This is a genomic window from Dickeya chrysanthemi NCPPB 402 (assembly GCF_000406105.1).
Classification (GTDB): domain Bacteria; phylum Pseudomonadota; class Gammaproteobacteria; order Enterobacterales; family Enterobacteriaceae; genus Dickeya; species Dickeya chrysanthemi.
In genome coordinates this window covers 567,685-592,364 of the sequence record NZ_CM001974.1, presented here as the reverse complement: position 1 = coordinate 592,364, position 24,680 = coordinate 567,685, and the positions used below count along the sequence as shown (strand labels likewise).

The following is a 24,680-nucleotide window of genomic DNA, read 5'->3' as shown; positions in this document are numbered from 1 at the left end:
GAATGAGAAAAGGCTCTCAGGTTAACCAGCCCGCACAAGCGCTGCCAGCCGAAAACACCCATAATTAGAAATTTACGACAAAACAGCCGGGATATCAGTAAAAGCTATCGTTTAGTAAAGACATCCCGGCCGCTGCTCAGCAGAGACTTCGCGACCGCGTATAGGCTGGCACGGCAGCCTGTTAAGGCGCCAAAGCCAACACCTGCGCAACCCAGGCGCGGAAACCCGCTACATCCAGCGCTAGCGCCACTTGCGCATTAGCCGGTCGATTCAGCCGATACTCGAGATCCACCACCGTAGTGCCGGCGGTATATTCCCCCTGCGTTTCCACCGCGACAAAACAGTGCTGCAGGGTAAACAATGACGGTTTCACCAGATAAGCAATAGCGCACAGGTCATGCATACGCAAACCGGTCGCCATACTGCCGCTACGATAGTGACTGAACAACGCATGCAACATGGCACCGGTACGGTTCATTCCCGGCAATGCCGCCAGATACTCCGGCAACAGCATGGCGTAATTCGTCACATCCAGGCCGCACATCACGATATCGATTCCGCTGCCGAATACGCGCCCCGCCGCCTCCGGGTCAATCGCGATATTGAATTCCGCATTCGGCGTGAAATTCCCACGCCCTGACGATCCCCCCATCATGACCAGACGTTTGATCTGTTTTTTACACTGCGGATAGAGGGTTAACAGCAAGGCAATATTGGTGAGCGGCCCGATGGTCACCAATGTAACAGGCTCCAGGCTACGATTCAGACACTCATAGATTGCCTGCACCGCGGATTTTTCCAGCGCAGTGCGCTCATGCGCCACAAAGTCGTAGCCCTCCATCCCTGACTCGCCGTGAACATAGGCGGCGTCGCGCACCGGACGCACCAGCGGCGTCGCCGCCCCTTGCGCCACCGGCACTTCGGCATCCCAAAAATGCAGCAGTTGCAACGCATTGCGGGTCGTTTTTTCCACATCCACATTGCCGGCGACCGTCGTAATCAGTTGCAGATCCAACTCAGGAGCGAACAACGCTGCGGCAATGGCGACGGCATCATCAATGCCGGGGTCGGTATCCAGAATAATGGGGATTCGATTCATGCGCTTTCTCCAAAAAAATGCCAGCCGATTTTCATCGGCTGGCATCGTCTCAATATGGTAGCGCGAAGGGGCTATTCCACTTCACGAACATCCATACGCAATTCTTTCGGCACTTCGAACACGATGTTCTCTTCACGCCCTTGCATCTCCATGGCAACTTTCCCCCCATGGCTTGCAAGCGTTTAATCACCTGTTGAACCAGCACATCCGGCGCGGAGGCGCCTGCCGTCACCCCGACGCAGGCGACATCCTTCAGCCACTCTTCCTGAATATCATCAGCAGAATCAATCAGGTATGACGGCTTACCGACACGCTGCGCCAGCTCGGCCAGGCGATTGGAGTTGGAAGAGTTTTTCGAACCGACCACCAGCACCACGTTGGCCTCCGCCGCCAGATTGCGTACCGCTTCCTGACGATTGGTAGTGGCGTAACAGATATCATCTTTACGCGGCCCGATAATCTGCGGGAAACGCGCACGCAGTGCATCGATCACCGCCGACGTATCGTCTACCGACAGCGTCGTCTGGGTCATGAAACAGAGATTGGTTTCATCTTTTACCTGTAACGACCAGACATCTTCAGGCCCTTCCACCAGATACATACCGCCGTTGGGGTTGCTGTACTGACCCATGGTGCCTTCCACTTCAGGATGCCCGGCATGGCCTATCAGAATAGCTTCCGTTCCCTTACGGCTGGCGCGCGCCACTTCCATATGCACTTTCGTCACCAACGGACAGGTGGCATCGAAAATCGTCAGTTCGCGGCTTTTGGCTTCCGCCCTCACGGCTTGCGATACGCCATGCGCGGAAAAAATCAGAATCGCGCCATCCGGCACGTCTTCAATTTGTTCGATGAAGACGGCGCCGCGTTCGCGCAACCCTTCCACCACATAGCGGTTATGCACCACTTCATGGCGGACATAAATCGGTGCGCCATACACTTCCAACGCCCGCTCGACAATACTGATGGCGCGATCGACGCCAGCGCAGAACCCACGAGGATTAGCCAACAGGATTTTCATGCGTTGCCTCCGTCAGAAGGGGGATGAATCTCCAGCACCTCCACGTCGAACGTGATGGTGTGTCCGGCCAGCGGATGGTTGAAATCCACCGTCACCGACTCTTCCGCGACCTCGCGGATGATGCCCGGCATATCATTACCGGCCATACCGCTGAACAACATGATGGTGCCCACTTCGGGCACACCGGTTTGCGCAAAATCGCGACGCAGGAAGAACTGGATCAAATCGGGATTCGATGGACCAAAAGCGGACTCCGGCGGCAGACTGAATTGACGCTTATCGCCGACCTGCAAACCCAGCAGTTGAGCCTCCAGCGCCGCCGACAGGCTACCGTCTCCCAGCCGAAACATCGCCGGTTTACCGCTGTCGCGGGTGGCTTCCGCCACAGAACCATCTTCCAGCATCAGTGTAAAATGCACCAGCACTCCACTGCCGTTCGTCACGAATTCCGTCATGCGTTATTTACCTTCCGCCTGCTTTTTTTGCGGAGAGGCCAAAAACCCTTCCAGCACAATCAGCAGTGCGCCGACAACAATCGCGCTATCCGCCAGATTAAAGGTCGGGTAATGCCAACCGCCGGCATAAAAATCCAGAAAATCGATCACATACCCATGTACCAACCGATCCGCCAGATTGCCGATCGCGCCGCCGATAATCAGCGAATAGGCAATGTTATTCAACTTCTGGCTGGCACTGGAGCGATACATCATCGCCAGCAACGCCACGATAATCACCAGTGCGATCGCCGCAAACAGCCAGCGCTGCCAGCCGCCTTTATCGGCCAGAAAGCTAAACGCCGCACCATAGTTATGGGCGTAGGTGAAATTGAAGAACGGCACCAGTGGTATCGACTCGCCCAGCTGAAAGTGAGTCATCACCCACTGCTTGCTGCCGATATCGACCACCAGTACCAGTGCGGCCAGCCATAGCCAGCGCAGACCTGTTGCCGTTGTTCCAGTAGATTTACTCATCAGACAAATTTACGCTCTTCGCCATTGCCGCCAACATTGGTCGCACAGCGACCGCATACATCCGGATGCGCGGCATCGCTGCCGATATCCGTTTCATAGTGCCAACAACGCGGGCATTTGTCCCCGTCAGCTTTAGTAAGGACAACTTTCAGGCCCGGTAATTCACTCTGCTGGGCATCAGCCGGTGCATTTTCATAATGCGCCAGATGCGCTTTAGAGGTGAGCAAAGCAAAGTGTAGTTCGCCCTGCAAACGGCCGAGCTGCGCAAACAGCGCGTCATCGGCATACAATGTCACCGCCGCTTCCAGCGAACCACCGATACGCTTGTCATTACGCGCCTGTTCGATCACCTTATTGACTTCACCGCGCACGTTCAGCATTTCAGCCCAGAAGGCATCGTTCATCGACTCGCTGTCGGCCAGTCCGAATAAACCGTCATACCACTCTTCGGTGAAAACAAACTGCGCACGCTCACCCGGCAGATACGCCCAGATTTCATCAGCGGTAAACGACATGATCGGCGCCATCCAACGCACCAGCGCTTCGGCGATGTGGAACAGCGCAGTCTGGCAACTGCGACGCGCCACGCTATCGTGTTTCGCGGTGTACTGACGATCCTTGATGATATCGAGATAGAACGAGCCCATCTCAATGGAACAAAACTGCATCAGGCGCTGCACTACACGGTGGAAATCGTAGCTCTCGTAAGCTTCGACGATCTCATCCTGCGCCGCTTTGGCACAGCCCACCGCCCAGCGATCCAACACCACCATGTCTTCCGGTTTTACGCTGTGCTGCGCCGGGTCGAAACCGTTCAGGTTGGCCAGCAGGAAACGCGCGGTGTTACGAATACGGCGATAGGCATCAGCGGAACGCTTGAGGATCTCATCGGATACCGCGATCTCGCCGGAGTAGTCGGTCGAACCGATCCACAGACGCAGAATATCCGCCCCCAGCTTATCCATCACATCCTGCGGGCTGACGGTATTGCCGATGGATTTCGACATTTTGCGGCCCTGACCGTCCACGGTGAAGCCGTGGGTCAGTACCTGGCGGTACGGCGCCTTGCCTTTGATAGCGGTAGAAATCATCAGGGAAGACATGAACCAGCCGCGATGCTGGTCGGAACCTTCCAGGTACATATCCGCCGCATGGCCGCTGAATTCAGGACGCACATCCACCACCGAAGCGTGGGTCGATCCGGAATCGAACCAGACATCCAGCGTATCCGGCACTTTTTCATAATCGGCGGCTTCCGCGCCCAGCAAATCGGCAGGGTTGAGATCCCACCATGCCTGAATACCGTCCTGTTCAACGCGTTTCGCGACGGCTTCAATCAGCTCCGCCGTGCGAGGATGCAACGCTTGCGTTTCTTTATGCACGAACAGCGACATCGGCACGCCCCAGGTACGCTGACGGGAAATACACCAGTCAGGACGGTTCGCCACCATCGATTCAATGCGCGCCTGACCCCAATCCGGGATCCACTGCACGCCCTTGATTTCGGACAGCGACTGCTTACGCAGGCCGTTCTGGTCCATGCTCACGAACCACTGCGGCGTAGCACGGAACAGGATCGGCGACTTATGACGCCAGCAGCACGGGTAGCTGTGCTGCAGCTTTTCATGGTGCAGCAAGGCGCCGCGTTCACGCAGCAACTCAACGATCTTGTCGTTGGCTTTAAACACGAACAGACCATCCAGCCCCGGGAAGGTGCCCGGCAAGTAGCAGCCGTTGGGTCCAACGGGATTAGCGATTTCTAATTGGTATTTCTGGCTGATGACATAGTCGTCCGGGCCGTGACCACCGGCGGTATGTACCGCACCGGTACCGGCGTCCAGCGTGACGTGATCGCCCAGAATAGCCGGCACATCGAAATCCAGGAACGGATGGCGGAAACGCAGCAATTCCAGATCGCTACCTTTGACGGTATGGCCCAACAGGAGGCTGGCGTCATTTCCGGCAACACGTTTAATCACCGCGTCGGCCAACCCTTGCGCAACGATAATCGCTTTACCGGCAACCTGAATCAGCACGTAATCAATGTCGGCATTCAGGGCAATCGCGCGGTTAGCCGGCAACGTCCAGGGCGTAGTCGTCCAGATGACCAACGCCACATCGCCGTCGACGGCATCAGCCGTCAGGCCGAATTTCGCCAGCACGGCGGCGCGGTCAACCGCATTGAACGCCACATCAATGGCCGGAGAGGTTTTGTCGTAATACTCCACTTCCGCTTCCGCCAGCGCGGAACCACAGTCGGCGCACCAGTGCACCGGCTTGGCGCCTTTGTGCAGATGGCCGTTTTCGATGATGCGACCCAGCGCGCGAATAATATTGGCTTCGGTTTTGAAATCCATCGTCAGGTAAGGACGATCCCAGTCGCCCAGCACGCCCAGACGGATAAAATCTTTCTTCTGCCCGGCCACCTGCTCGGCAGCATACTTGCGGCACTCTGCACGGAACTGTGCGGCGCTGACTTTCTCGCCGGGTTTGCCGACCAGTTGTTCCACTTTCAGTTCAATAGGCAGACCGTGGCAGTCCCAGCCCGGCACATACGGCGAGTCATAGCCCGACAGACCTTTGGACTTGATAATAATGTCTTTGAGAATCTTGTTAACTGAGTGACCAATATGAATATTGCCGTTTGCATACGGCGGGCCATCGTGAAGGATAAAGGTTTTTTTACCCTTCTTGGCGCCACGGATAATCCCGTACAAATCCTGCTCATACCAACGTTTCAGCATGTCAGGTTCGCGCTTGGCCAAATCGCCACGCATCGGGAACCCTGTTTCCGGCAAATTCAGGGTAGTTTTATAGTCACTCATTCGCTTCTCGATTTCGTTTTCGGCTAGAGAAAAATTAAACCGGTGCCTTCAACCCAAAGAACTCACGGGCGGCCACCACATCGTTGGCGATTTGCTGCTTCAGCGCATCCAGCGAAGCAAACCGCTGCTCACTACGTAATTTTTTACACATCACCACATCTATATGTCGACCATACAGATCCAGCGTGACATCCAGTAAATGTACTTCCAGTTGCTGGCGTTTATCGCCCGTTACGGTAGGACGCGTGCCGATATTGGCGACACCGGGCAATGGCGTCTCGCCCAGCCCATACACCTGGACCGCATACACGCCGCTGACCGGCGATACCTGACGTTTTAGCGGCAAATTAGCCGTTGGAAAACCGATGGTGCGCCCCAGCTCATTACCATGCACCACCCGACCAGAAATGCTGAATGGATGCCCTAACAGCTCCTGCGCCAGCGTCAGACTGTCCTGCGCCAACGCCTCGCGTACAGCGGTACTGCTCACGCGCTTACCGCTGCTGCAGAATGTAGCGGTGCTGATCACCTCGAAATTCTGCTCGGCACCCGCTTTCTGTAATAACAGGAAATCCCCCTCGCGGCCAGCCCCGAAGCGGAAGTCATCGCCCACCACCAAAAACTTCACCCCCAGCTTCTCTACCAGCAGGCTGGAAATAAAGGTATTGGCATGGTTAGTGGCAAAGCCGGCGTCAAAGGTCACACACAACAGATAATCCACGCCGGCCTGCGCCAGATATTTCACCTTATCGCGCAGCCGGGTCAGACGCGCCGGCGCTTTCTCCGAGGCAAACAATTCCAGCGGCTGAGGTTCGAAAATCATCACCATCACCGGCAACCCACGCGCCTGCCCCTCTTGCTTCAGGCGTTCGAGCAGTGCCTGATGCCCGCGGTGGACACCGTCAAAGTTACCAATTGTTAGCACACAGCCGTAATGGCAGGCCTGAAGATTGTGTATACCGCGTATTAGCTGCATAACTGGCTCAAAACAGTGGAAATCGGCGGATTATACCTTGTACAGCGAACAAGGTTAACCCGCGATTCATGCCTTTTATTGCCGCTCCGGCGGATTTCACCGCCTTGCGGCAATGAGAATTTTTCATGTACGCAAAAATCCGGCGTATCGCCGGGCGCACGGCTTTTAACCCGTAATCAAACGCTTGACGCAACAACAGCGGCAAAGGGCGAATTAATGACGCGAAAGGCTGTATTCCCGACGCTTAAGCTGCTAAAATCCCGCGCCATCACAACGTACCAAGCGCTGGCGTACAAACGGCGCTTATTTGCACAAATCCATTGACAAAAGAAGGCTAAAAGGGCATATTCCTCGGCCTTTGAATTGTCCTCGATAGAATATATTTGGGAGTTGGACCTTGGCTAATATCAAATCAGCTAAGAAACGCGCCGTACAGTCTGAGAAGCGCCGCAAGCACAATGCAAGCCGTCGCTCCATGATGCGTACTTTCATCAAGAAAGTGTATGCGGCCATCGCCACCGGCGATAAAGAAGCTGCGCAGAAAGCATTTAATGACATGCAACCGATCGTGGACCGTCAGGCCAGCAAAGGTCTGATCCACAAAAACAAAGCTGCTCGTCATAAATCCAATCTGACTGCGCAGATCAACGCGATGCAGTAATCACGTTTACGTGATGAATCGCTAAAGAAACCGGCTCAGGCCGGTTTTTTTGTACCCGCCCCCCAGCAAAAACGCGCTATTCACGAAACAAGGAAGAGAAATCCTCGTTGCAGACGCGTTGCACCGCCGGATGCTGAATCATCCGCTCTGCGAAAATAACGTAATACTCATCCTGAATATTATCAATGCGGCCGATTTCCATAATCTCGCCTTGCGCCGCCATTTCATCCGCATGCAGCGACGGCGCGACAAAAATCGCATCGTGACTCATGCCGAAAGCAGTCATCAACGCCGCATCATCGAACTCGCCCATGATATCCACTAACAGATTCTGCTCACTAAACCAATTGAGCAACTTGCGGCCCAGCATGGTACGGCGAGCCGGGATCAATAACTTGCTTTGCGACAAACAAGCGGGAAAAGGCACATCCGGGCCTGGCCGACGGCAGTAGAAACTCACTCCGCATTCGCCCAGTTTGCGAGAAAATAACCCCGCCTGTTGGCCGGAATCCACCGGGCAATCCGACAGGATCATATCCAGCTTGTGCTGACTCAGCTGTTCAATCAGCATTTCATGGGTCGACTCGAAGCAACGCAGGTGAATCGGCATTTGTTCATTCACTACGGTTTCCAGTACCCGACTCACCAATCGTTTGGACAACGCATCCGCCACACCAACATCAAACAGCAGGCTGGATTCCTTACGGTAATTCACGATATCCAGCATTTCCTGGCTCAGTGCAAACATCTTGTCCGCATAGCGAAACACCAACTGCCCCAACTCCGTCGGCTCCAGCCCACGCCCTTTACGCTTGAACAACGTTCCCTGTAGCCGCTCTTCCAGCAACTTGATTTGCCCGGTAATGGTCTGCGGCGTCAAAAATAGCCGTTCGGCGGCGCCCGCCACCGAACCGGTCTTGCACACTTGCCAGAAATAATAGAGATGATTGAAGTTGATGTGCGACATAGGTTCGCGCCCCTATTCACATTCAGCGTTGTGCAGCAGGCAGCACCGAGCGCAACGTCAGGTAGCCCAACACCGCCGTGGTCAGCGACGTCAGCAAAATCGCTAATTTGGCGTACAGAATATCCTGCTCGGCCACCTCACCAAACGCCAGCAACGTAATGAAGATGGACATGGTGAACCCAATACCGCACAGCACCGATACCGCCATGACCTGACGAAAATCCACGCCTGCCGGCAGTCGGCCCAACCCCAGACGAATCACCAGCCAGCTAAACAACGAGACGCCAATCGGTTTGCCCAGCAGCAACCCGCTGGCGATGCCCAACGTTAATGGCGATAACAAGTGCCTAACCTCGACACCCTGCAACGAAATACCGGCATTGGCGAAGGCAAACAGCGGGATCACCAGCAACGCGACCCAACTCGTCAGCCCGTGTTCCAGTGTACCGGCAGGTGAGGGATGGCCTGACGGAACACGCAACGGAATAAAAAATCCGACGATGACGCCGGCCAGTGTGGCATGCACACCTGATTTCAAAATACACACCCACAACACCATGCCGACTAACAGATAAGCCGAGGTTTTCATTACCTGCTGATGATTCATGTACGCCAGCACCACGATCGCCGCCAGCGCTCCGGATAGCGCCATCCAGTGAAGTTGCTGAGTATAGAACAAGGCAATAATGACGATCGCGCCCAGGTCATCAATAATCGCCAGCGCCAGCAGAAACACTTTTAATCCTGTCGGCACTCGCTTGCCCAACAGCACCAGAATACCGACCGCAAAAGCAATATCCGTCGCCGTAGGGATCGCCCAGCCCGAGCGGGTTTCCGCTTCAGTGGCATTGAACAACAGGAAAAACAGCGCGGGAACCAGCATCCCGCCGAACGCCGCTACCACCGGCAGAATCGCCTGGCGTCGGCTCGCCAGCGCGCCGACCACCAGTTCGCGTTTCACTTCCAGGCCCACTTGCAGGAAAAACAACGCCATCAAGCCGTCATTGATCCACAGCAGCAGCGGTTTGTTAATCTCCAACGCGCCAATCCCCATTATCACCGGCATCGCTAAAAATGACTGATACCACGATAAGGTCGCCGGTATATTGGCGACCAGCAGCGCCAGCAGCGTTGCAATAATCAGAATCATACCGGCAGCCGCTTCCTGGCCGGTCAAATAGCGAAATAGCTTTATCACGTTTTTTCTCCCTTACTGCATCGGCAGGCATCACTGCCTGATAATGAGAAGCAAGGTTAAGCCACACCACTCATCGTTAAAAGCAGTTTTAAACTGGATTAATACTCGGTAAAGCCGAGCTTTCAGAAAACGCCTGTAAAAAAACCAGCCGGAGTTAACCTGGCTGGTTTTTATTAAGACTGGCTAAACAGAGGCTCAGCGCGTCAGGTCATCAAAGAATTTCTTCACACCGTCGAAGAAACTTTTAGAACGAGGGCTATTGCTTTCACCCGTCGGCCCGCCGAAGCTTTCCTGCAGTTCCTGCAACAGCTGTTTCTGACGATCGTTCAGATTGACCGGAGTTTCCACCACAACGCGGCACAACAGGTCACCCTGAACGCCGCCGCGTACCGACTTCACCCCTTTACCGCGCATACGAAACAGCTTGCCGGTTTGTGTTTCCGGCGGCACTTTCAGCATGACCCGGCCATCCAGCGTCGGCACTTCAATTTCTCCGCCCAACGCCGCCATGGCAAAGTTGATCGGTACTTCGCAGTAGAGGTTATTGTCTTCACGCTGGAAGATCGGATGCTCACGCACCTGAACCTGTACATACAAATCACCCGCCGGAGCGCCAAACTCTCCCACTTCGCCTTCGCCGGCCAGACGAATACGATCGCCGGTATCTACGCCGGCAGGGATCTTGACCGACAGCGTTTTACTTTTCTCAACACGCCCGTGGCCGTGGCATTTGGTGCAAGGATCTTTGATGATTTTGCCGCGACCATGACAATGCGGACACGTCTGCTGCACCGTGAAGAACCCCTGGCGCATCTGTACCTGTCCATTGCCGTGGCACGTCGGGCAGGTCACCGCATTGCTGCCGGGTTTGGCACCGCTGCCATGACAAACATCGCACTCCTGCAACGTCGGGATACGGATCTCTTTGGTGACGCCGCGTACCGCCTCTTCCAGCGTCAGCTCCATGGTATAGCGTAAATCAGAGCCGCGGCTGGCACGTTGACGGCGGCCGCCGCCAAAGATGTCGCCAAACACATCGCCGAAAATATCCCCGAAATCAGCGCCGCCGAAACCACCGGCACCGCCGCCGCCCATGCCACCCTGCTCAAACGCGGCATGTCCATACTGATCGTAGGCGGCGCGTTTCTGAGCATCGGTCAAAATCTCATAGGCTTCTTTGACTTCCTTGAATTTGGCTTCCGCCTCTTTATCACCGGGATTGCGGTCCGGGTGATATTTCATCGCCAGCCGTTTATAAGCCTTTTTGATGTCGCGTTCATCAGCGCCTTTCGCAACACCCAGAATCTCGTAGTAGTCTTGCTTCGCCATTCTTTTTTTCCTGCCCTCAACATGCGTGCACGGGCGCAGAGTTTCCCCGACGCCCGTGCTGGTTGCCAGCAACAGTATGAGCTACCGCTACTGCGCCCGCTTAAGGGCGATTATTTCTTGTCTTTGACTTCTTCGAATTCAGCGTCAACGACATCATCATCCTGACGGGCGGCATTGTCGGCGCCGGCAGCACCGGCCTGAGCCTGTTGCTGCTGAGCCGCTTCCAGCAATTTGGTAGAGACTTCCGCCAGCTTCTGGATTTTCGCGTCGATGTCCGCTTTATCTTCGCCCTTCAGCGCGGTTTCCAGCGCTTTCAGTGCATCTTCGATAGCGGTCTTGTCAGCGGCAGCCAGCTTGTCACCGGTTTCTTCCAGTTGCTTACGGGTGCTGTGCAGCAGGTGATCCCCCTGGTTGCGTGCCTGTACCAGTTCTTCAAATTTACGATCCGCTTCGGCGTTGGCTTCAGCATCGCGCACCATCTTCTGAATTTCTTCCTCGTTCAGGCCGGAAGAGGCTTTGATGGTGATCTTCTGCTCACGACCGCTGTTTTTGTCTTTAGCGGACACATGCAGAATACCGTCGGCATCGATGTCAAAGGTGACTTCGATCTGCGGCATACCGCGCGGCGCCGGCTGGATGCCGTCCAGGTTGAACTGGCCCAGCGATTTGTTGTCGTGAGCGCGTTTACGCTCGCCCTGCAATACGTGGATGGTGACCGCAGACTGGTTATCTTCCGCCGTCGAGAACACCTGACTGTGTTTGGTCGGGATGGTGGTGTTCTTGGTAATCAGCGGAGTCATCACGCCGCCCATGGTTTCGATACCCAGAGACAACGGCGTTACGTCCAGCAGCAGCACGTCTTTCACATCACCGGCCAACACACCGCCCTGCACCGCAGCACCGACTGCCACAGCTTCGTCCGGGTTCACGTCTTTACGCGGTTCTTTACCAAAGAAATCAGCGACTTTCTTCTGAACCAACGGCATACGCGTTTGACCGCCGACCAGAATCACGTCATGGATTTCGGACACGGACAGGCCGGCATCCTGCAGCGCTACCTTCAGCGGCTCCAGCGAACGGGTTACCAGATCTTCAACCAGCGATTCCAGTTTGGCGCGGGTCACCTTGATATTCAGGTGTTTCGGACCAGTCGCGTCCGCCGTGATGTACGGCAGGTTAACGTCGGTCTGCTGAGCGGAAGACAGTTCAATCTTCGCTTTTTCCGCCGCCTCTTTCAGACGCTGCATCGCCAGCGGATCGTTGCGCAGGTCAAAACCCTGCTCTTTTTTGAATTCGTCAACCAGATAGTTGATCATGCGGCTGTCGAAGTCTTCCCCACCCAGGTGGGTATCACCGTTGGTCGCCAGCACTTCAAACGTTTTTTCACCGTCCACATCATCGATTTCGATGATGGAGATATCGAACGTACCGCCGCCGAGGTCGTACACGGCGATAGTGCGGTTACCAACGCCTTTGTCCAGGCCGTAAGCCAGCGCCGCCGCCGTTGGTTCGTTGATGATACGCTTCACTTCCAGACCCGCGATACGACCGGCATCTTTGGTCGCCTGACGCTGGGCATCGTTGAAGTAAGCCGGTACGGTGATTACCGCTTCGGTAATGGTTTCACCCAGATAATCTTCCGCTGTTTTTTTCATTTTTTTCAGCACTTCAGCGGAAATCTGCGGCGGAGCCAGTTTCTGGTCTTTCACTTCGACCCAGGCGTCACCGTTGTCGGCCGGAATAATTCTGTACGGCATGATATTGGTGTCGCGCTGTACTTCTTCATCCTGGAAACGACGACCAATCAAACGCTTGATAGCAAACAGCGTATTTTTCGGGTTAGTCACCGCCTGACGTTTAGCCGGTTGGCCAACCAGAGTTTCACCATCTTGCGTATAAGCAATAATGGAAGGCGTGGTGCGATCACCTTCGCTGTTTTCCAGTACTTTGACCTGCGTACCGTCCATAATCGCTACACAAGAGTTGGTTGTACCCAAGTCGATACCAATAATCTTACCCATCTAAACATCTCCACTTAAAAGTCATATTCGGTGTGGTGGTTTAACCTACTATGCGGGCGAAATGCTGCTTTTCAACACTCCAAAATCGTCGTTATTTTTTCAGTCAAACCGCTTTGATGACTCTAAGATGGGGACGACAATCCCGGCATCAAGGGGGACTAACCAAAAAAACTGCATCTTCCCGGTTTTTGATCAAATTATTCGCAACCTATCTGGTTGTATCGCCCATTGCCGCCCGTTATGATGCCGCGCTCGCCACAGAAAAGGGATTCACCCAGCCTGGTAGCGGGTAACGGCGACGCGCCGTTCATCTCAGAGGCGCGTCCGCCGGGCAACCCTTGAGACACAACAACACATTGACCATTTTGTTATTGCAGAGGATGTATGCACGTTAAAACGTTGGCGAACCCGGGCCCACTGGGGCTGATGGGCTTCGGGATGACCACCATTTTGTTAAACCTGCACAACGCAGGCTTTTTTCCACTGACTTCTATTATTCTGAGCATGGGCATTTTCTACGGCGGTATCGCCCAGATCCTGGCCGGCCTGCTGGAATATAAAAAAGGCAATACCTTCGGCGTCACCGCCTTTACCTCCTACGGCGCATTCTGGCTGACGCTGGTCGCTATCATCATGCTGCCGAAAATGGGCCTGGCGGAAGCCGCTGATGCACAGTTCCTGGGGGTATTCCTGGCACTGTGGGGCATCTTCACCCTGTTCATGTTCTTCGGCACGCTGGGCGCCAACCGCGCACTGCAGTTTGTTTTCGCCAGCCTGACCGTACTGTTCGCCCTGCTGGCGATCGGTAACATCACGGGTAACCACGCGCTGCTGACCTTCGCCGGTTACGAAGGCATCATCTGCGGCGCCAGCGCCATCTACCTGGCGATGGCTGAAGTGCTTAACGAACAGTATGGCCGCACCGTACTGCCGATTGGCGCACGCGGCGCACACTGACGGACAAACACGGCTAACGCCATGACATAAAAAAGAGAGGCGCTTTTTCGTGCCTCTCTTTTTTTGTTACATCACGCCCCCATCACGCCTATACACTCGCAGGGGATACCATCTCCGCCTTCGCTTCTACTTCCTCCGCCTTCGCTTCTACTTCGCGATAGGTGTGACTTTGCAGATAAATCCCCAGCACCAGCCCTAATGAACACAGCGCCAGCACATAGAACGCAGGAGCCAGCGGCGTTAATTTCATCAGTAACGTGACGAAAATAGGCGTCATGCCGCCAAAAATAGCGTACGCCATGTTGTACGAGAAAGAGATACCAGAGAAACGCACCGCCGCCGGAAACACCCGCACCATCACGTAAGGCACGGCACCGACCACACCGACGCCCAATCCCGCCAGCGCATAACTGATAAACAGCAAGTAATGACTCTGCGCGGCATAGGAATAAAAGAACCAACTCGTTATGGCAAACAATAGGCTACCGATGACAAAGGTACGGCCGACGCCAAGGCGATCCGCCGCCAGCCCGGCAAGAATGCAGCCGACCATCAAGGTCACCGTGGCCAGACTGTTGGCCTGTAATGTCAACGCCGCCGGGATGCCGTGCAACTTCTGCAAATACACCGGCGCCATCAGGATCACCACCACGATCCCGGCAGACAGAATCCAGGTCAACAACATGCTGACCAGCACCGCTTTTTTATGACGAAATACGATGGTCTTAAGCGGCAATTCGGCAGCCAGCGCCTTGCGTGCCTGCATCTCGCGAAAAATCGGCGTTTCCTGTAACCAGCGACGCAGATACAACGCAATCAGCCCGAAAATCCCCCCGATAAAGAATGGGATGCGCCAGCCACCGGCAGAGATTTGTGCAGGCAGCAACAGGGTATTGAGCAACGTAGCAATCATCGAACCAAACAGGATGCCGAGCGTCAGGCCGGCGGTCAGCGTACCGCAGGCGATACCGATACGTGAACGAGGAACATGTTCCGCGACGAATACCCAAGCTCCCGGCACTTCCCCCCCAATCGCCGCCCCCTGCAGCACCCGCATCAGCAACAACAGCAATGGCGCGGCGATGCCGATGGAAGCGTACGTCGGCAACATCCCCATTCCCAGCGTAGGCAAGGCCATCAGCAAAATACTCAGGCTAAACATTTTCTTGCGGCCAACCCGATCGCCGAAGTGCGCCATTACGATACCGCCCAACGGACGGGCCAGATAACCGGCGGCAAAGATGCCAAAGGTCTGTACCTGTCTCAACCACTCGGGAATGTCAGTTGGAAAAAAGAGATCGCCGATAACAGCGGCAAAAAAGACGAAGATGATGAAGTCGTAAAACTCCAGCGCGCCGCCCAACGCCGCCAAAGAAAGGGTTTGATAATCGTGTCGATTCAATCGACGATGCTGTTCACCAGCCATAAATCACCGCGCAATACCAGTACGAATAAGAAAATAAATTCATATTTTCGCGTAAATAAAATATTACTATAGCGGAAGATTTTCGACACATCAGCACCGCGCGATGATTCTGAATAAAACGGGATAACTTCAGCCTTTTATATCGCGTATCGCGCTTTTAGGACGAAAAGCCGCTACCACATCCGGATTGGTTTCGATGTAAGGCCCTTCCAACAGTTGGATGCAGTAAGGAACACTGGCGAAAATACCCGGCACGATAACCTGCCCCGTTGAGTCCTTCAGACCGGAAAGGGTTTCACGGATAGACTTCGGCTGGCCGGGCAGGTTGAGAATCAACGCTTGTTTGCGAATAACCCCGATCTGACGCGACAAAATAGCCGTAGGAACAAAATGCAGGCTGATCTGCCGCATCTGCTCACCAAACCCCGGCATTTCACGATCGGCTACCGCCAGCGTGGCGTCCGGCGTCACATCCCGCCGCGCCGGACCGGTACCGCCGGTGGTCAAGACCAAATGGCACCCACATTCATCTACCAGCTCACACAGCGTCTGTTCAATCAGCGGCTGTTCATCCGGTACCAGACGTGTTTGTACCTCAAAAGGCGTTGTCAGTGCTTCCGTCAACCATGCCTGTAGAGCCGGGATCCCCTCATCCTGGTAGACACCACTGGACGCGCGATCAGAAATGGATACCAAACCAACACGTAGACCGTTCATAAGCCCCTCTTGTTTATCAAAAAATTTATTCTATCAGCCCGATTAACTATCCGATGCATTAAATCCATTCAAAAATTTGCTTACTAATGAGACAATGCTCAAGATCTGCGCGGCTCCCAAAAACAGCGCGATACAACCATGAATAATATCTAATGATTCAAGGGGTTAATCCTCAATCACCGATTAATATTTTTGACCATAACAATAATTAAGAGTCTATCCCAGACGGCATGATTGTCGCAGCCAGATTGAACAGGGAAAGTGAACGGAAACCACAACGCGAATACCGTGTGCTGATTCCGGGTGCCGCCCGAATGTTCTCCGGCAGGCACAACACCTTCACGGGCAGACTCTGCAAGCCATTCCGGGTTTCCGGGCAGAGCAGGAAAAGTGAATGAATATAATTAAAAGTCACGTTGTAAGATTGTTTGCCAATCCGTTTTCCGCTTTCGTGCTGTTCGGTTTGTTCTCGGTTGCCCTGATTAGCCTGTTGTTGCTTAACTCCCATCAAAAAGACTGGCAGGAAGAAAAGCGCAATTTCGACAATACTATTCGTCTGTATGAATCCTATAATGCCGTTAGCGACGTCACTGAAAGCGACCAATACTACAAAGTCGGCAACGCGATGTTATCGCAGGTGCGTATTATGGCGTTCAACACGCGTGACGCCAGCCATGAATGCATCAACCGCTTGTCGGAGTTCAACCTGCCGCTCAACGACATGGCGATCATCCGGGTCTGTCAGAATCTATTGCCTTCATCTGGTAACGCGCAGGAAAAAGATCAACTCATTACCATCATGCCAATTCTATCGCCAACCGATAAACTGATTGGCGCACACATACGCATCACCACATTAAGCCCCGCTCCCGGCGTTGGCACGCTCCTCACGTCCTCCCCAGAAACCATTACGTTGGGTTGCATTAGCCTGATGATTGCCGTTATGGGCAGCCTGCTGTCGCTAGTGGCGAAAAAATATTTGATTGAACTCCCTGCTACCGCTCGCTATGACGATCTCACCGGTTTTCTGCGCCGGGATGCATTTTATCAGTTATCTCAACGGGCGCTGAAAACCGCGGATCAGGAAAACTCGCCTCTCTGCGCGATGCTGATTGATATCGACCACTTCAAGCAGGTGAACGACTCGCTGGGGCATGCGGCTGGCGATAAGGCGTTAAAAGCCGTTGCGGATATCATTCGGCACTCATTTCGCAATCGCGACATTATTTGCCGACTGGGCGGCGACGAATTCGCCGTCGTATTGCCCAACATCACGCAGGAAAATGCGATACGTGTGGCAGAGCGCGTCAGAGAAGGTATCTACGAATTCGGGCAAAGCGCTTCATCAATATCGCCGGGAATTTCCGTCAGCATCGGGCTGGTGGCTGCCGAATTACCGGATGAAGAGCTGGATGAAATCATCCGCCGTGCGGACGTCAACCTGTATCGGGCAAAGCGAACGCGCAACTGTACCGTCACCACGCCGCCCGCGCTGGCCCGGCAGGATATGACGGAAACAAAAACGGCCAGCATTGGCTGACCGTTTTCTGCCGTCTGATGTCAAATTTACAGCAGTTCAGCGATCATTTTTCCAGTTTTTCCTGGTCTACGGCAAACTTACGGATGCCGTCGGCCAGTTTGTCTACCGCCATCGGATCCTGGTTGTGCTGCCAGTAAAACTCGGATTCGGTCAACTTAGCCGGACGCGCTTTCACCTCGCCCTGATAAGACAGTTTACGCACTACGTCGCCCTGGCTTTCCGCCAGTTCTTTGAGCAGGGTCGGCGCAATGGTCAGACGGTCGCAGCCCGCCAGTTCCAGAATTTCACCGACGTTACGGAAGCTGGCTCCCATAACCACGGTTTCATAACCGTGTTCTTTATAGTACTCATAAATCTCGGTCACGGAGATAACGCCCGGATCTTCGTGCGGGGCAAACTCTTTCTTGTCGCCGTTGGCCTTGTACCAGTCCAGGATGCGGCCCACGAACGGAGAAATCAGGAACACACCGGCCTCTGCGCAGGCACGCGCCTGGGCGAACGAGAACAACAGGGTCAGGTTACAGTTGATGCCTTCTTTTTCCAGTTGCTCAGCCGCGCGGATCCCCTGCCAGGTGGATGCCAGCTTGATCAGAATACGGTCATTGCTGATACCGGCGTCGTTATACAGTTTGATCAGACGTTTCGCCTTGGCAACACTGGCTTCGGTATCATAGGAAAGACGGGCGTCAACTTCGGTAGAAATACGACCTGGGATCAGCTTGAGAATTTCCAGACCGATATTAACCGCCAGTTTATCCGTCGCATCAATAACCTGCTGCTCACGTTTGTTGCTCTGTGCACGTGCCCAGGCCACCGCGTCATCAATCAGCGCACGGTATTGTGGAATTTGTGCGGCATTCAGAATCAGGGAGGGGTTGGTAGTGGCGTCCTGCGGCTGGTAAAGCTTCATTGCCGCGATATCGCCGGTATCCGCCACTACAGTGGTGAATTGGCGTAGGGAAGTCAGTTTATCCGTCATGTTGGCCTTTCTCATTGTTTGTGCATGAACTGGTGGCAGGAACTGTCGCCAGAGCCTGATAATAACACGCGCCTAACACCGCGCAAGCGGACCAGCAAAAAACCGGAAAGATGAATAAATAAAAAATTAAGATTAAAAATCAATAAAATAAACGCTATTCATTTTTATTTTTTCCTGTTTTTAACCAAAAATCGCACGGCTCCCCACACAACGCTGATTTATCACGCCTGTCACAGCTATCGCCCCTTTTTTACCGGCTTTTGCTACAGTAAGGCCATTCAAGACACCAACGGGATACGTCTATGCTTATCACGCTTTCACCTGCCAAAACGCTGGATTACACCAGTCCGCTGCCTACTCAACGCTACACGCAGCCCGCTCTGCTGGCGTATTCCCTGCGATTAATACAGCACTGCAAACAACTGACGCCGGCGGAGATCGCTTCGCTGATGGGGATCAGCGACAAACTGGCAGACCTGAATGCCGCTCGTTTTCAGGAATGGGATCCGGAATTTTCACTGGATAACGCGCGTCAGGCGCTGCTGGCCTTCAAAGGCGATGTCTACACCGGGTTGGCGGCGGAAGCGTTCGACGAAGCGGATTTCGATTTTGCCCAGCAACACTTACGTATTCTGTCCGGCTTGTACGGCGTGCTGCGGCCGCTGGACCTGATGCGGCCTTACCGGCTGGAAATGGGTATCCGTCTGAAAAACGACGTGGGCAACGACTTGTATCAGTTTTGGGGCGATACCATTACCGAAACGCTCAATCAGGCGTTAGCCGCACAGAACGACGATGTGCTGATCAATCTGGCCTCAGACGAATATTTCAAATCCGTCAAACCGACCAGACTCCAGGCACGGCTGATTAAACCGGTCTTTCTGGATGAAAAGAACGGCAAGTTTAAGGTAATCAGTTTTTACGCCAAGAAAGCACGCGGCCTGATGAGCCGTTTCATCATTCAAAATCGTCTGACGCAACCGGAACAACTCAAACAATTCGACAGCGAAGGTTATTACTTTGATGCCGCCGCTTCCTCGGCGGACGAACTGATCTTCAGGCGACACGAGCGCAACGCCGAATAACACCGGCGCGCAGCGCCATAAACGAGTACGGCCGGAACGCGGTTTCCCATTTTCCGGCCGTATTACATTTCCGACTGAGCGACCTTGCAGCGTTAGCGCGGCAGTTCCATCAGGAATTTACGCAGCTGCGCAAAATCCGGCGCGAAGTGGTGCGACAGCAACGCCTGTTCGGCACGCTCGGCCAGCGCCGGCGGTAACGGCAATGTTTTACCGAGAATCGCTTCCACGCTCTCTTTGAATTTCGCCGGATGGGCGGTTCCCAGGAACAGACCGTATTCGCCCGGCTGCAACTGATCGCGCAACAAACGGTAAGCGATCGCCGCATGCGGCTCAGAGGTATAACCCAGCGCATCCAGCTCCAGCATGGTGGTTTTGGTGGTTTCATCGCTCACCGCACCGAACGCCAGCTCTTTCAGTTGCCAATTCTTGCGGCGGAACAGCTCTTCCACGCGCGGCCAGTTGTTCGGCTGGCTCACATCCATAGCGTTGGAGAGCGTCGCCACCGTTGGGTTCGGCTGCCAGGCGCCGCTTTGCAGAAAGCGCGGTACGGTGTCATTGGCATTGGTGGCGGCGATAAAGCGTTTCACCGGCAAGCCCAGCGATTTCGCCAGCAAACCGGCGGTCAGATCGCCGAAGTTGCCGCTCGGCACCGATACCACCAGTTGATTACGCGCGTCCTGCGGCAACTGCGCCACCGCTTCGAAATAGTAGCTGATCTGCGCCAGCAGACGGCTGATGTTGATAGAGTTGGCGGAATTCAGCCCAATGGTACGTTTCAGTTCTTCATCATCGAACGCCTGCTTCACCAGCGCCTGGCAGGCGTCGAAATCGCTGTCGATAGCGATGGTGTGAATGTTGCCGCCCAGCGTACAGAACAGTTTTTCCTGCAACGGACTGATCTTGCCGTTCGGATACAGGATCACCACCCGTACATTCTTCAGGCCGTAAAACGCGTGCGCGACGGCGGCACCGGTATCGCCCGAGGTCGCGGTCAGAATCGTGATCTGTTGATCGCCCGCCACTTCCGTCAGCATCTGCGCCATCAGGCGGCCGCCGAAATCCTTGAATGCCAGTGTCGGGCCGTGGAACAGCTCCAGCGCGGCGATGTCCTCACTCACCGGCACCACCGGCGCAGGGAAGCGGAATGCCGCTTTAACGCGCTGGTAGACGATTTCATCGGACATTTCATCACCAATGAACGCCGACAGAATACGGCTGCTGCGGGTGACAAAATCCTGCTCCAGCAGCTCATCAATCGTGGTGCGGTCGAATTCCGGCAGTTCCAACGGGAAAAACAGGCCCTGATTGCTTCCCAGCCCTTTGCGGATCGCTTCGGCGAAATTCACCTGTTCATTGTGATCTTTCAGATTGTACAGTTTCATGCGTTATCCCAATTGTCGCGCGCCTGCGGTATCCAGACGGCAAATATGAACAAAACCTTCGTCGTTCTGCAGATAGTTTTCCCGCAGCCAGCTTGCCAGACGCTGCGCAACACCCATGTCATTGCACACGGAAAACAGCGTCGGCCCGGAACCGGAAATGCCGCAGGCCAGCGCGCCTAATTCGTCGGCGGCCTGACGCGCCTCGGCAAAACCGGGCAACAGACGTGTGCGATACGGCTCGGCGATCACGTCTTTCATCAGTTTCACCGCCAGTTCCGCCTGGCCGGTATGGCAGGCATGGATGAAGCCCGCCAGATAACGACCGTGGCTGATGCAGTCCTGACGGCGATACTGCGCCGGCAGAATCGCCCGCGCTTCAGCCGTGGATACCTTGATGCCCGGATAGGCCATCACCCACAACCAGTCGTCGAATCCCGGCACTGGCTGACTGATGATGCCCATCTCTTCCACCATCAGTTGAATTCCGCCCAGAAAGCACGGCGCCACGTTGTCATAATGCACACTGCCGGAAATGCGCCCTTCCAGCTCACCCATTAGCGTCAGCAACCGGGTATCATCCAGCGGCTTGCCGCAGAATTCGTTCATCGCCATCAGCCCGGCAACCACCGAGCAGGCGCTGGAACCTAGCCCAGAGCCAATCGGCATATTTTTTTCCAGCGTCATCGCGACCGGCACAGTCTTGCCAATCTCCTGACAGAAGCGTTCCCAGCATTGATAAACGATGTTTTCTTTCGGATTATCCGGCAGCTTGCTGACAAAACGCCCTTCATTGTGCAGGCTGAACAGATCCGCTTGCCGCACGGTGACGCAATCGCCCAGCAGCGAGCCGTCCACCGGCGATACCGCCGCGCCCAGCACATCAAACCCCACGCTGACATTCCCGATGGATGCCGGGGCATAAATCTTCACCATTCTCACACTCCCACCTTCCACGACAGCGTACGCAGCAGATCTGCAAATACCCCGGCCGCCGTCACATCATTACCTGCCCCGTACCCTCGCAACACCAGCGGCAACGGCTGATAATAGCGGCTATAAAACGCCAGCGCATTCTCACCGTCTTTCACCTTAAACAGCGGATCGTTACCGCCTACGGCGCTGATCGTTACCTGACATTTACCGTCTTCGATTTTACCGACGTAGCGTAACACTTTACCTTCTGCGCGCGCCGCCTCAACCCGACGGGCAAACTCGGCGTCCAACTCCGGCAGGCGCGACAGGAAACCGGCGACATCGCCTTGCGCATACTCCGGCGGCAGCACAGAATCGACCTGAATGTCGTCCAGTTCCAACTCATAACCGGCTTCACGCGCCAGAATCAGCAGCTTACGCGCCACATCCATACCGGACAGATCGTCACGCGGGTCCGGCTCGGTAAAGCCTTTTTCTTTTGCCAGCAGCGTTGCGGCGGACAGCGACATGCCCTCATCCAGTTTGCCGAAGATAAAGGACAGCGAACCCGACAAAATACCGTTGAAACGAATCAACTCGTCACCGGCGTTCAGCAGGTTCTGTAAGTTTTCGATCACCGGCAAGCCAGCGCCAACGTTGGTGTCATACAGGAATTTACGGCGTGACTTCGCCGCCACCTGGCGCAACTGGTGGTAATAACGCAGCGTGCCGGTGTTGGCTTTCTTATTGGGCGTGACGACGTGGAAACCTTCCGCCAGGAAATCGGCGTATTGGTCGGCAACCGCCTGACTGGAGGTACAGTCAATGATCACCGGGTTCAGCAAGTGATACTCTTTTACCAGGCGGCTAAGCGCGGCCGGGCTGAACGGTTCACGCGCACGCGCCAACTCGTCACGCCAGCGATCCATAGGAATGCCGTGCATGTTGGTCAACATCGCTTTGGAGTTGGCGATGCCGCATACCCGCACATCGATATGTTTTTGCTTGAGCCACGACTGCTGGCGTTGGATCTGTTCCAACAGCGCGCCGCCGACGCCGCCGACGCCGATCACGAACACGTCCAGCGCCTGATTGGTGTTGAACAACATCTGGTGCGCTACCCGCACGCCGGTGGTCGCGACATCATTATTCACCACCACCGAAATCGAGCGCTCGGATGAGCCCTGCGCGATGGCGACAATGTTGATATTGGCGCTGGCCAGCGCGGTAAACAGGCGCGCCGACAGGCCACGCAGCGTGCGCATACCATCGCCCACCACGGAAATGATCGCCAGCCGCTGCACCACATCGAGCGGCTCCAGCACGCCTTCTTTCAGTTCCAGGTAGAATTCGTCTTCCAGCGTTTTGCGCGCACGCGGCAACTCATTCTGGGATACGCAGAAGCTGATGCTGTATTCAGAAGAAGACTGGGTAATGAGCACCACCGAGATACCGGCGCGGGACATCGCGGCGAATACGCGCGCCGCCATCCCGACCATGCCTTTCATACCAGGGCCGGAGACGTTGATCATCGCCATGTTATTCAGGTTGGTGATACCTTTGACCGGATATTGCGTATCGTTGCTTTCCAGCCCAATCAGCGTGCCGGGGGCCTGAGGGTTTTCGGTATTCTTGATAAGGCAGGGAATCTGGAACTGGGCGATGGGGGCGATAGTGCGGGGGTGGAGAACTTTGGCGCCGAAGTAGGATAATTCCATCGCCTCCTGATAGGACATCGACTTCAGCAATCGCGCATCCGGTACCTGACGCGGGTCGCAGGTGTAGACGCCGTCAACATCAGTCCAGATCTCACAACAATCGGCCCGCAGACACGCCGCCAGCACCGCCGCCGAATAATCGGAGCCGTTACGCCCCAGCACCACCAGTTCGCCCTTCTCATTACCGGCGGTAAAGCCCGCCATCAGGATGACATGGTCATCAGGGATCGCTTGTTCGTTAATCCGACGAGTAGATTCGGCGATATCTACCGTAGACTCCAGGTAATGCCCCTGCGCCAATAAGCGGCGCACCGGGTCGATGACCGACACCTGATAGCCACGCGCCTGAAATACCGCCTCCATAATGGCGATGGAGAGTTTTTCGCCGCGGCAGATAATAGCGGCATTAACGCTATCCGGGCACTGCCCCAGCAAGGCAATGCCGTGCAGTACCTGTTTGAGCTGGGCAAATTCTTCATCCACTCGCGCTTTCAGCCGGTCATGCGCAAAACCGGGCTGAGATTGCGCCAACCCCTGCAATAAATCGGCAAAAATGACTTCCGCTTCGATGATATTTGGCTGGATATCCTGTTTAGCCACCGTTTTTTCAATCATGGCTACCAGATGGTTGGTGATTTTCGCCGGTGCCGACAGTACCGTAGCGACCTGTCCCTGACGTGCATTGCTTTCGATGATATCGGCGACACGCGCAAATCGTTCTGCGTTGGCTACCGAGGTCCCGCCAAATTTCAGCACTCGCATTTTTGTCTATTCTCCTGAATTTTCAGTGGTCAAAAACGCCGGTAGCGTTTTTGAAAACCGTTTGCAAACGGCCTTGTCTCGTTGACGGGCCAAAATTAAACCCGCAGTAACTGTTAAAAAAAAAGCCCGCACTG

Annotated in this window: 19 protein-coding genes and 1 pseudogene; 4 read left to right on the top strand and 16 right to left on the bottom strand. The window is 54.8% G+C overall.

Annotated elements, in window-relative coordinates:
- Positions 1–181 precede the first annotated feature (181 nt).
- The 6 genes and pseudogenes from rihC to ribF form a co-directional block, all read right to left on the bottom strand.
- Positions 182–1,099, bottom strand: coding sequence for a ribonucleoside hydrolase RihC (gene rihC, locus DCH402_RS02755; RefSeq protein ID WP_039999555.1), 918 nt, complete (start codon positions 1,097–1,099; stop codon positions 182–184).
- Between the two features lie 71 nt (positions 1,100–1,170).
- A pseudogene (gene ispH, locus DCH402_RS02750) lies at positions 1,171–2,120 on the bottom strand (4-hydroxy-3-methylbut-2-enyl diphosphate reductase).
- Positions 2,117–2,575: an FKBP-type peptidyl-prolyl cis-trans isomerase gene (gene fkpB, locus DCH402_RS02745; protein ID WP_039999550.1), complete on the bottom strand. Its 459-nt coding sequence runs from the start codon at positions 2,573–2,575 to the stop codon at positions 2,117–2,119. The pseudogene ispH and the gene fkpB overlap by 4 nt, the downstream one beginning before the upstream one ends.
- A 3-nt stretch (positions 2,576–2,578) precedes the next feature.
- Positions 2,579–3,091 carry a signal peptidase II gene (gene lspA, locus DCH402_RS02740; protein WP_039999549.1) on the bottom strand — a complete coding sequence of 171 codons (513 nt, stop codon included), beginning with the start codon at positions 3,089–3,091 and terminating at the stop codon, positions 2,579–2,581.
- Positions 3,091–5,916: an isoleucine--tRNA ligase gene (gene ileS, locus DCH402_RS02735; protein ID WP_039999547.1), complete on the bottom strand. Its 2,826-nt coding sequence runs from the start codon at positions 5,914–5,916 to the stop codon at positions 3,091–3,093. The genes lspA and ileS overlap by 1 nt, the downstream gene beginning before the upstream one ends.
- Positions 5,917–5,950: 34 nt before the next feature.
- On the bottom strand, positions 5,951–6,892 hold the full coding sequence (ribF, locus tag DCH402_RS02730; protein ID WP_039999545.1) for a bifunctional riboflavin kinase/FAD synthetase: 942 nt from the start codon (positions 6,890–6,892) through the stop codon (positions 5,951–5,953).
- 397 nt (positions 6,893–7,289) lie between these two features.
- Here ribF and rpsT point away from each other — a divergent pair, with 397 nt between their 5' ends.
- Positions 7,290–7,553, top strand: a complete 264-nt coding sequence (rpsT, locus tag DCH402_RS02725) for a 30S ribosomal protein S20 (protein ID WP_012768310.1) — start codon at positions 7,290–7,292, stop codon at positions 7,551–7,553.
- Between the two features lie 76 nt (positions 7,554–7,629).
- Here the strand turns inward: rpsT and nhaR are convergent, their stop codons facing one another.
- From nhaR to dnaK, 4 genes are all read right to left on the bottom strand, one after another.
- Positions 7,630–8,520: a transcriptional activator NhaR gene (gene nhaR / locus DCH402_RS02720; RefSeq protein ID WP_039999543.1), complete on the bottom strand. Its 891-nt coding sequence runs from the start codon at positions 8,518–8,520 to the stop codon at positions 7,630–7,632.
- Between the two features lie 22 nt (positions 8,521–8,542).
- A complete protein-coding gene (gene nhaA / locus DCH402_RS02715) occupies positions 8,543–9,718 on the bottom strand; it encodes a Na+/H+ antiporter NhaA (RefSeq protein ID WP_039999542.1) in 1,176 nt (391 codons plus the stop codon).
- A 195-nt stretch (positions 9,719–9,913) separates the two neighbouring features.
- Positions 9,914–11,047, bottom strand: coding sequence for a molecular chaperone DnaJ (gene dnaJ / locus DCH402_RS02710; RefSeq protein WP_039999540.1), 1,134 nt, complete (start codon positions 11,045–11,047; stop codon positions 9,914–9,916).
- Between the two features lie 110 nt (positions 11,048–11,157).
- A complete protein-coding gene (gene dnaK, locus DCH402_RS02705) occupies positions 11,158–13,068 on the bottom strand; it encodes a molecular chaperone DnaK (RefSeq protein WP_033575403.1) in 1,911 nt (636 codons plus the stop codon).
- A 384-nt stretch (positions 13,069–13,452) separates the two neighbouring features.
- Here dnaK and satP point away from each other — a divergent pair, with 384 nt between their 5' ends.
- Positions 13,453–14,025 carry an acetate uptake transporter gene (gene satP / locus DCH402_RS02700; protein WP_027710844.1) on the top strand — a complete coding sequence of 191 codons (573 nt, stop codon included), beginning with the start codon at positions 13,453–13,455 and terminating at the stop codon, positions 14,023–14,025.
- Positions 14,026–14,113: 88 nt separating this feature from the next.
- Here the strand turns inward: satP and DCH402_RS02695 are convergent, their stop codons facing one another.
- Together DCH402_RS02695 and mog are read right to left on the bottom strand one after the other, a co-directional pair.
- Positions 14,114–15,451, bottom strand: a complete 1,338-nt coding sequence (locus DCH402_RS02695) for an MFS transporter (protein ID WP_039999538.1) — start codon at positions 15,449–15,451, stop codon at positions 14,114–14,116.
- Between the two features lie 129 nt (positions 15,452–15,580).
- A complete protein-coding gene (mog, locus tag DCH402_RS02690) occupies positions 15,581–16,168 on the bottom strand; it encodes a molybdopterin adenylyltransferase (RefSeq protein WP_039999537.1) in 588 nt (195 codons plus the stop codon).
- A 394-nt stretch (positions 16,169–16,562) separates the two neighbouring features.
- On the opposite strand from mog, the gene DCH402_RS02685 reads away from it, so the two are divergent.
- Positions 16,563–17,708, top strand: a complete 1,146-nt coding sequence (locus tag DCH402_RS02685) for a GGDEF domain-containing protein (RefSeq protein ID WP_039999535.1) — start codon at positions 16,563–16,565, stop codon at positions 17,706–17,708.
- Positions 17,709–17,751: 43 nt separating this feature from the next.
- Here the strand turns inward: DCH402_RS02685 and tal are convergent, their stop codons facing one another.
- Positions 17,752–18,687 (bottom strand): transaldolase, encoded by a 936-nt coding sequence (gene tal, locus DCH402_RS02680; RefSeq protein ID WP_039999533.1) that lies wholly within the window; start codon positions 18,685–18,687, stop codon positions 17,752–17,754.
- A 302-nt stretch (positions 18,688–18,989) separates the two neighbouring features.
- Here tal and yaaA point away from each other — a divergent pair, with 302 nt between their 5' ends.
- Complete coding sequence (yaaA, locus tag DCH402_RS02675; protein WP_039999531.1) at positions 18,990–19,772, top strand: peroxide stress protein YaaA; 783 nt, start codon at positions 18,990–18,992, stop codon at positions 19,770–19,772.
- A 92-nt stretch (positions 19,773–19,864) separates the two neighbouring features.
- Here yaaA and thrC read toward each other — a convergent pair whose 3' ends face one another.
- From thrC to thrA, 3 genes are read right to left on the bottom strand one after another with little or no spacing between them, the layout of a single operon-like run.
- The gene (gene thrC, locus DCH402_RS02670; RefSeq protein WP_039999529.1) at positions 19,865–21,154 is read right to left on the bottom strand and encodes a threonine synthase; all 1,290 of its coding nucleotides are present in this window, start codon (positions 21,152–21,154) and stop codon (positions 19,865–19,867) included.
- A 3-nt stretch (positions 21,155–21,157) separates the two neighbouring features.
- A complete protein-coding gene (thrB, locus tag DCH402_RS02665; protein WP_012768298.1) occupies positions 21,158–22,087 on the bottom strand; it encodes a homoserine kinase in 930 nt (309 codons plus the stop codon).
- A gap of 2 nt (positions 22,088–22,089) precedes the next feature.
- Positions 22,090–24,546, bottom strand: coding sequence for a bifunctional aspartate kinase/homoserine dehydrogenase I (gene thrA, locus DCH402_RS02660; RefSeq protein ID WP_039999527.1), 2,457 nt, complete (start codon positions 24,544–24,546; stop codon positions 22,090–22,092).
- Between the last annotated feature and the right edge of the window lie 134 nt (positions 24,547–24,680).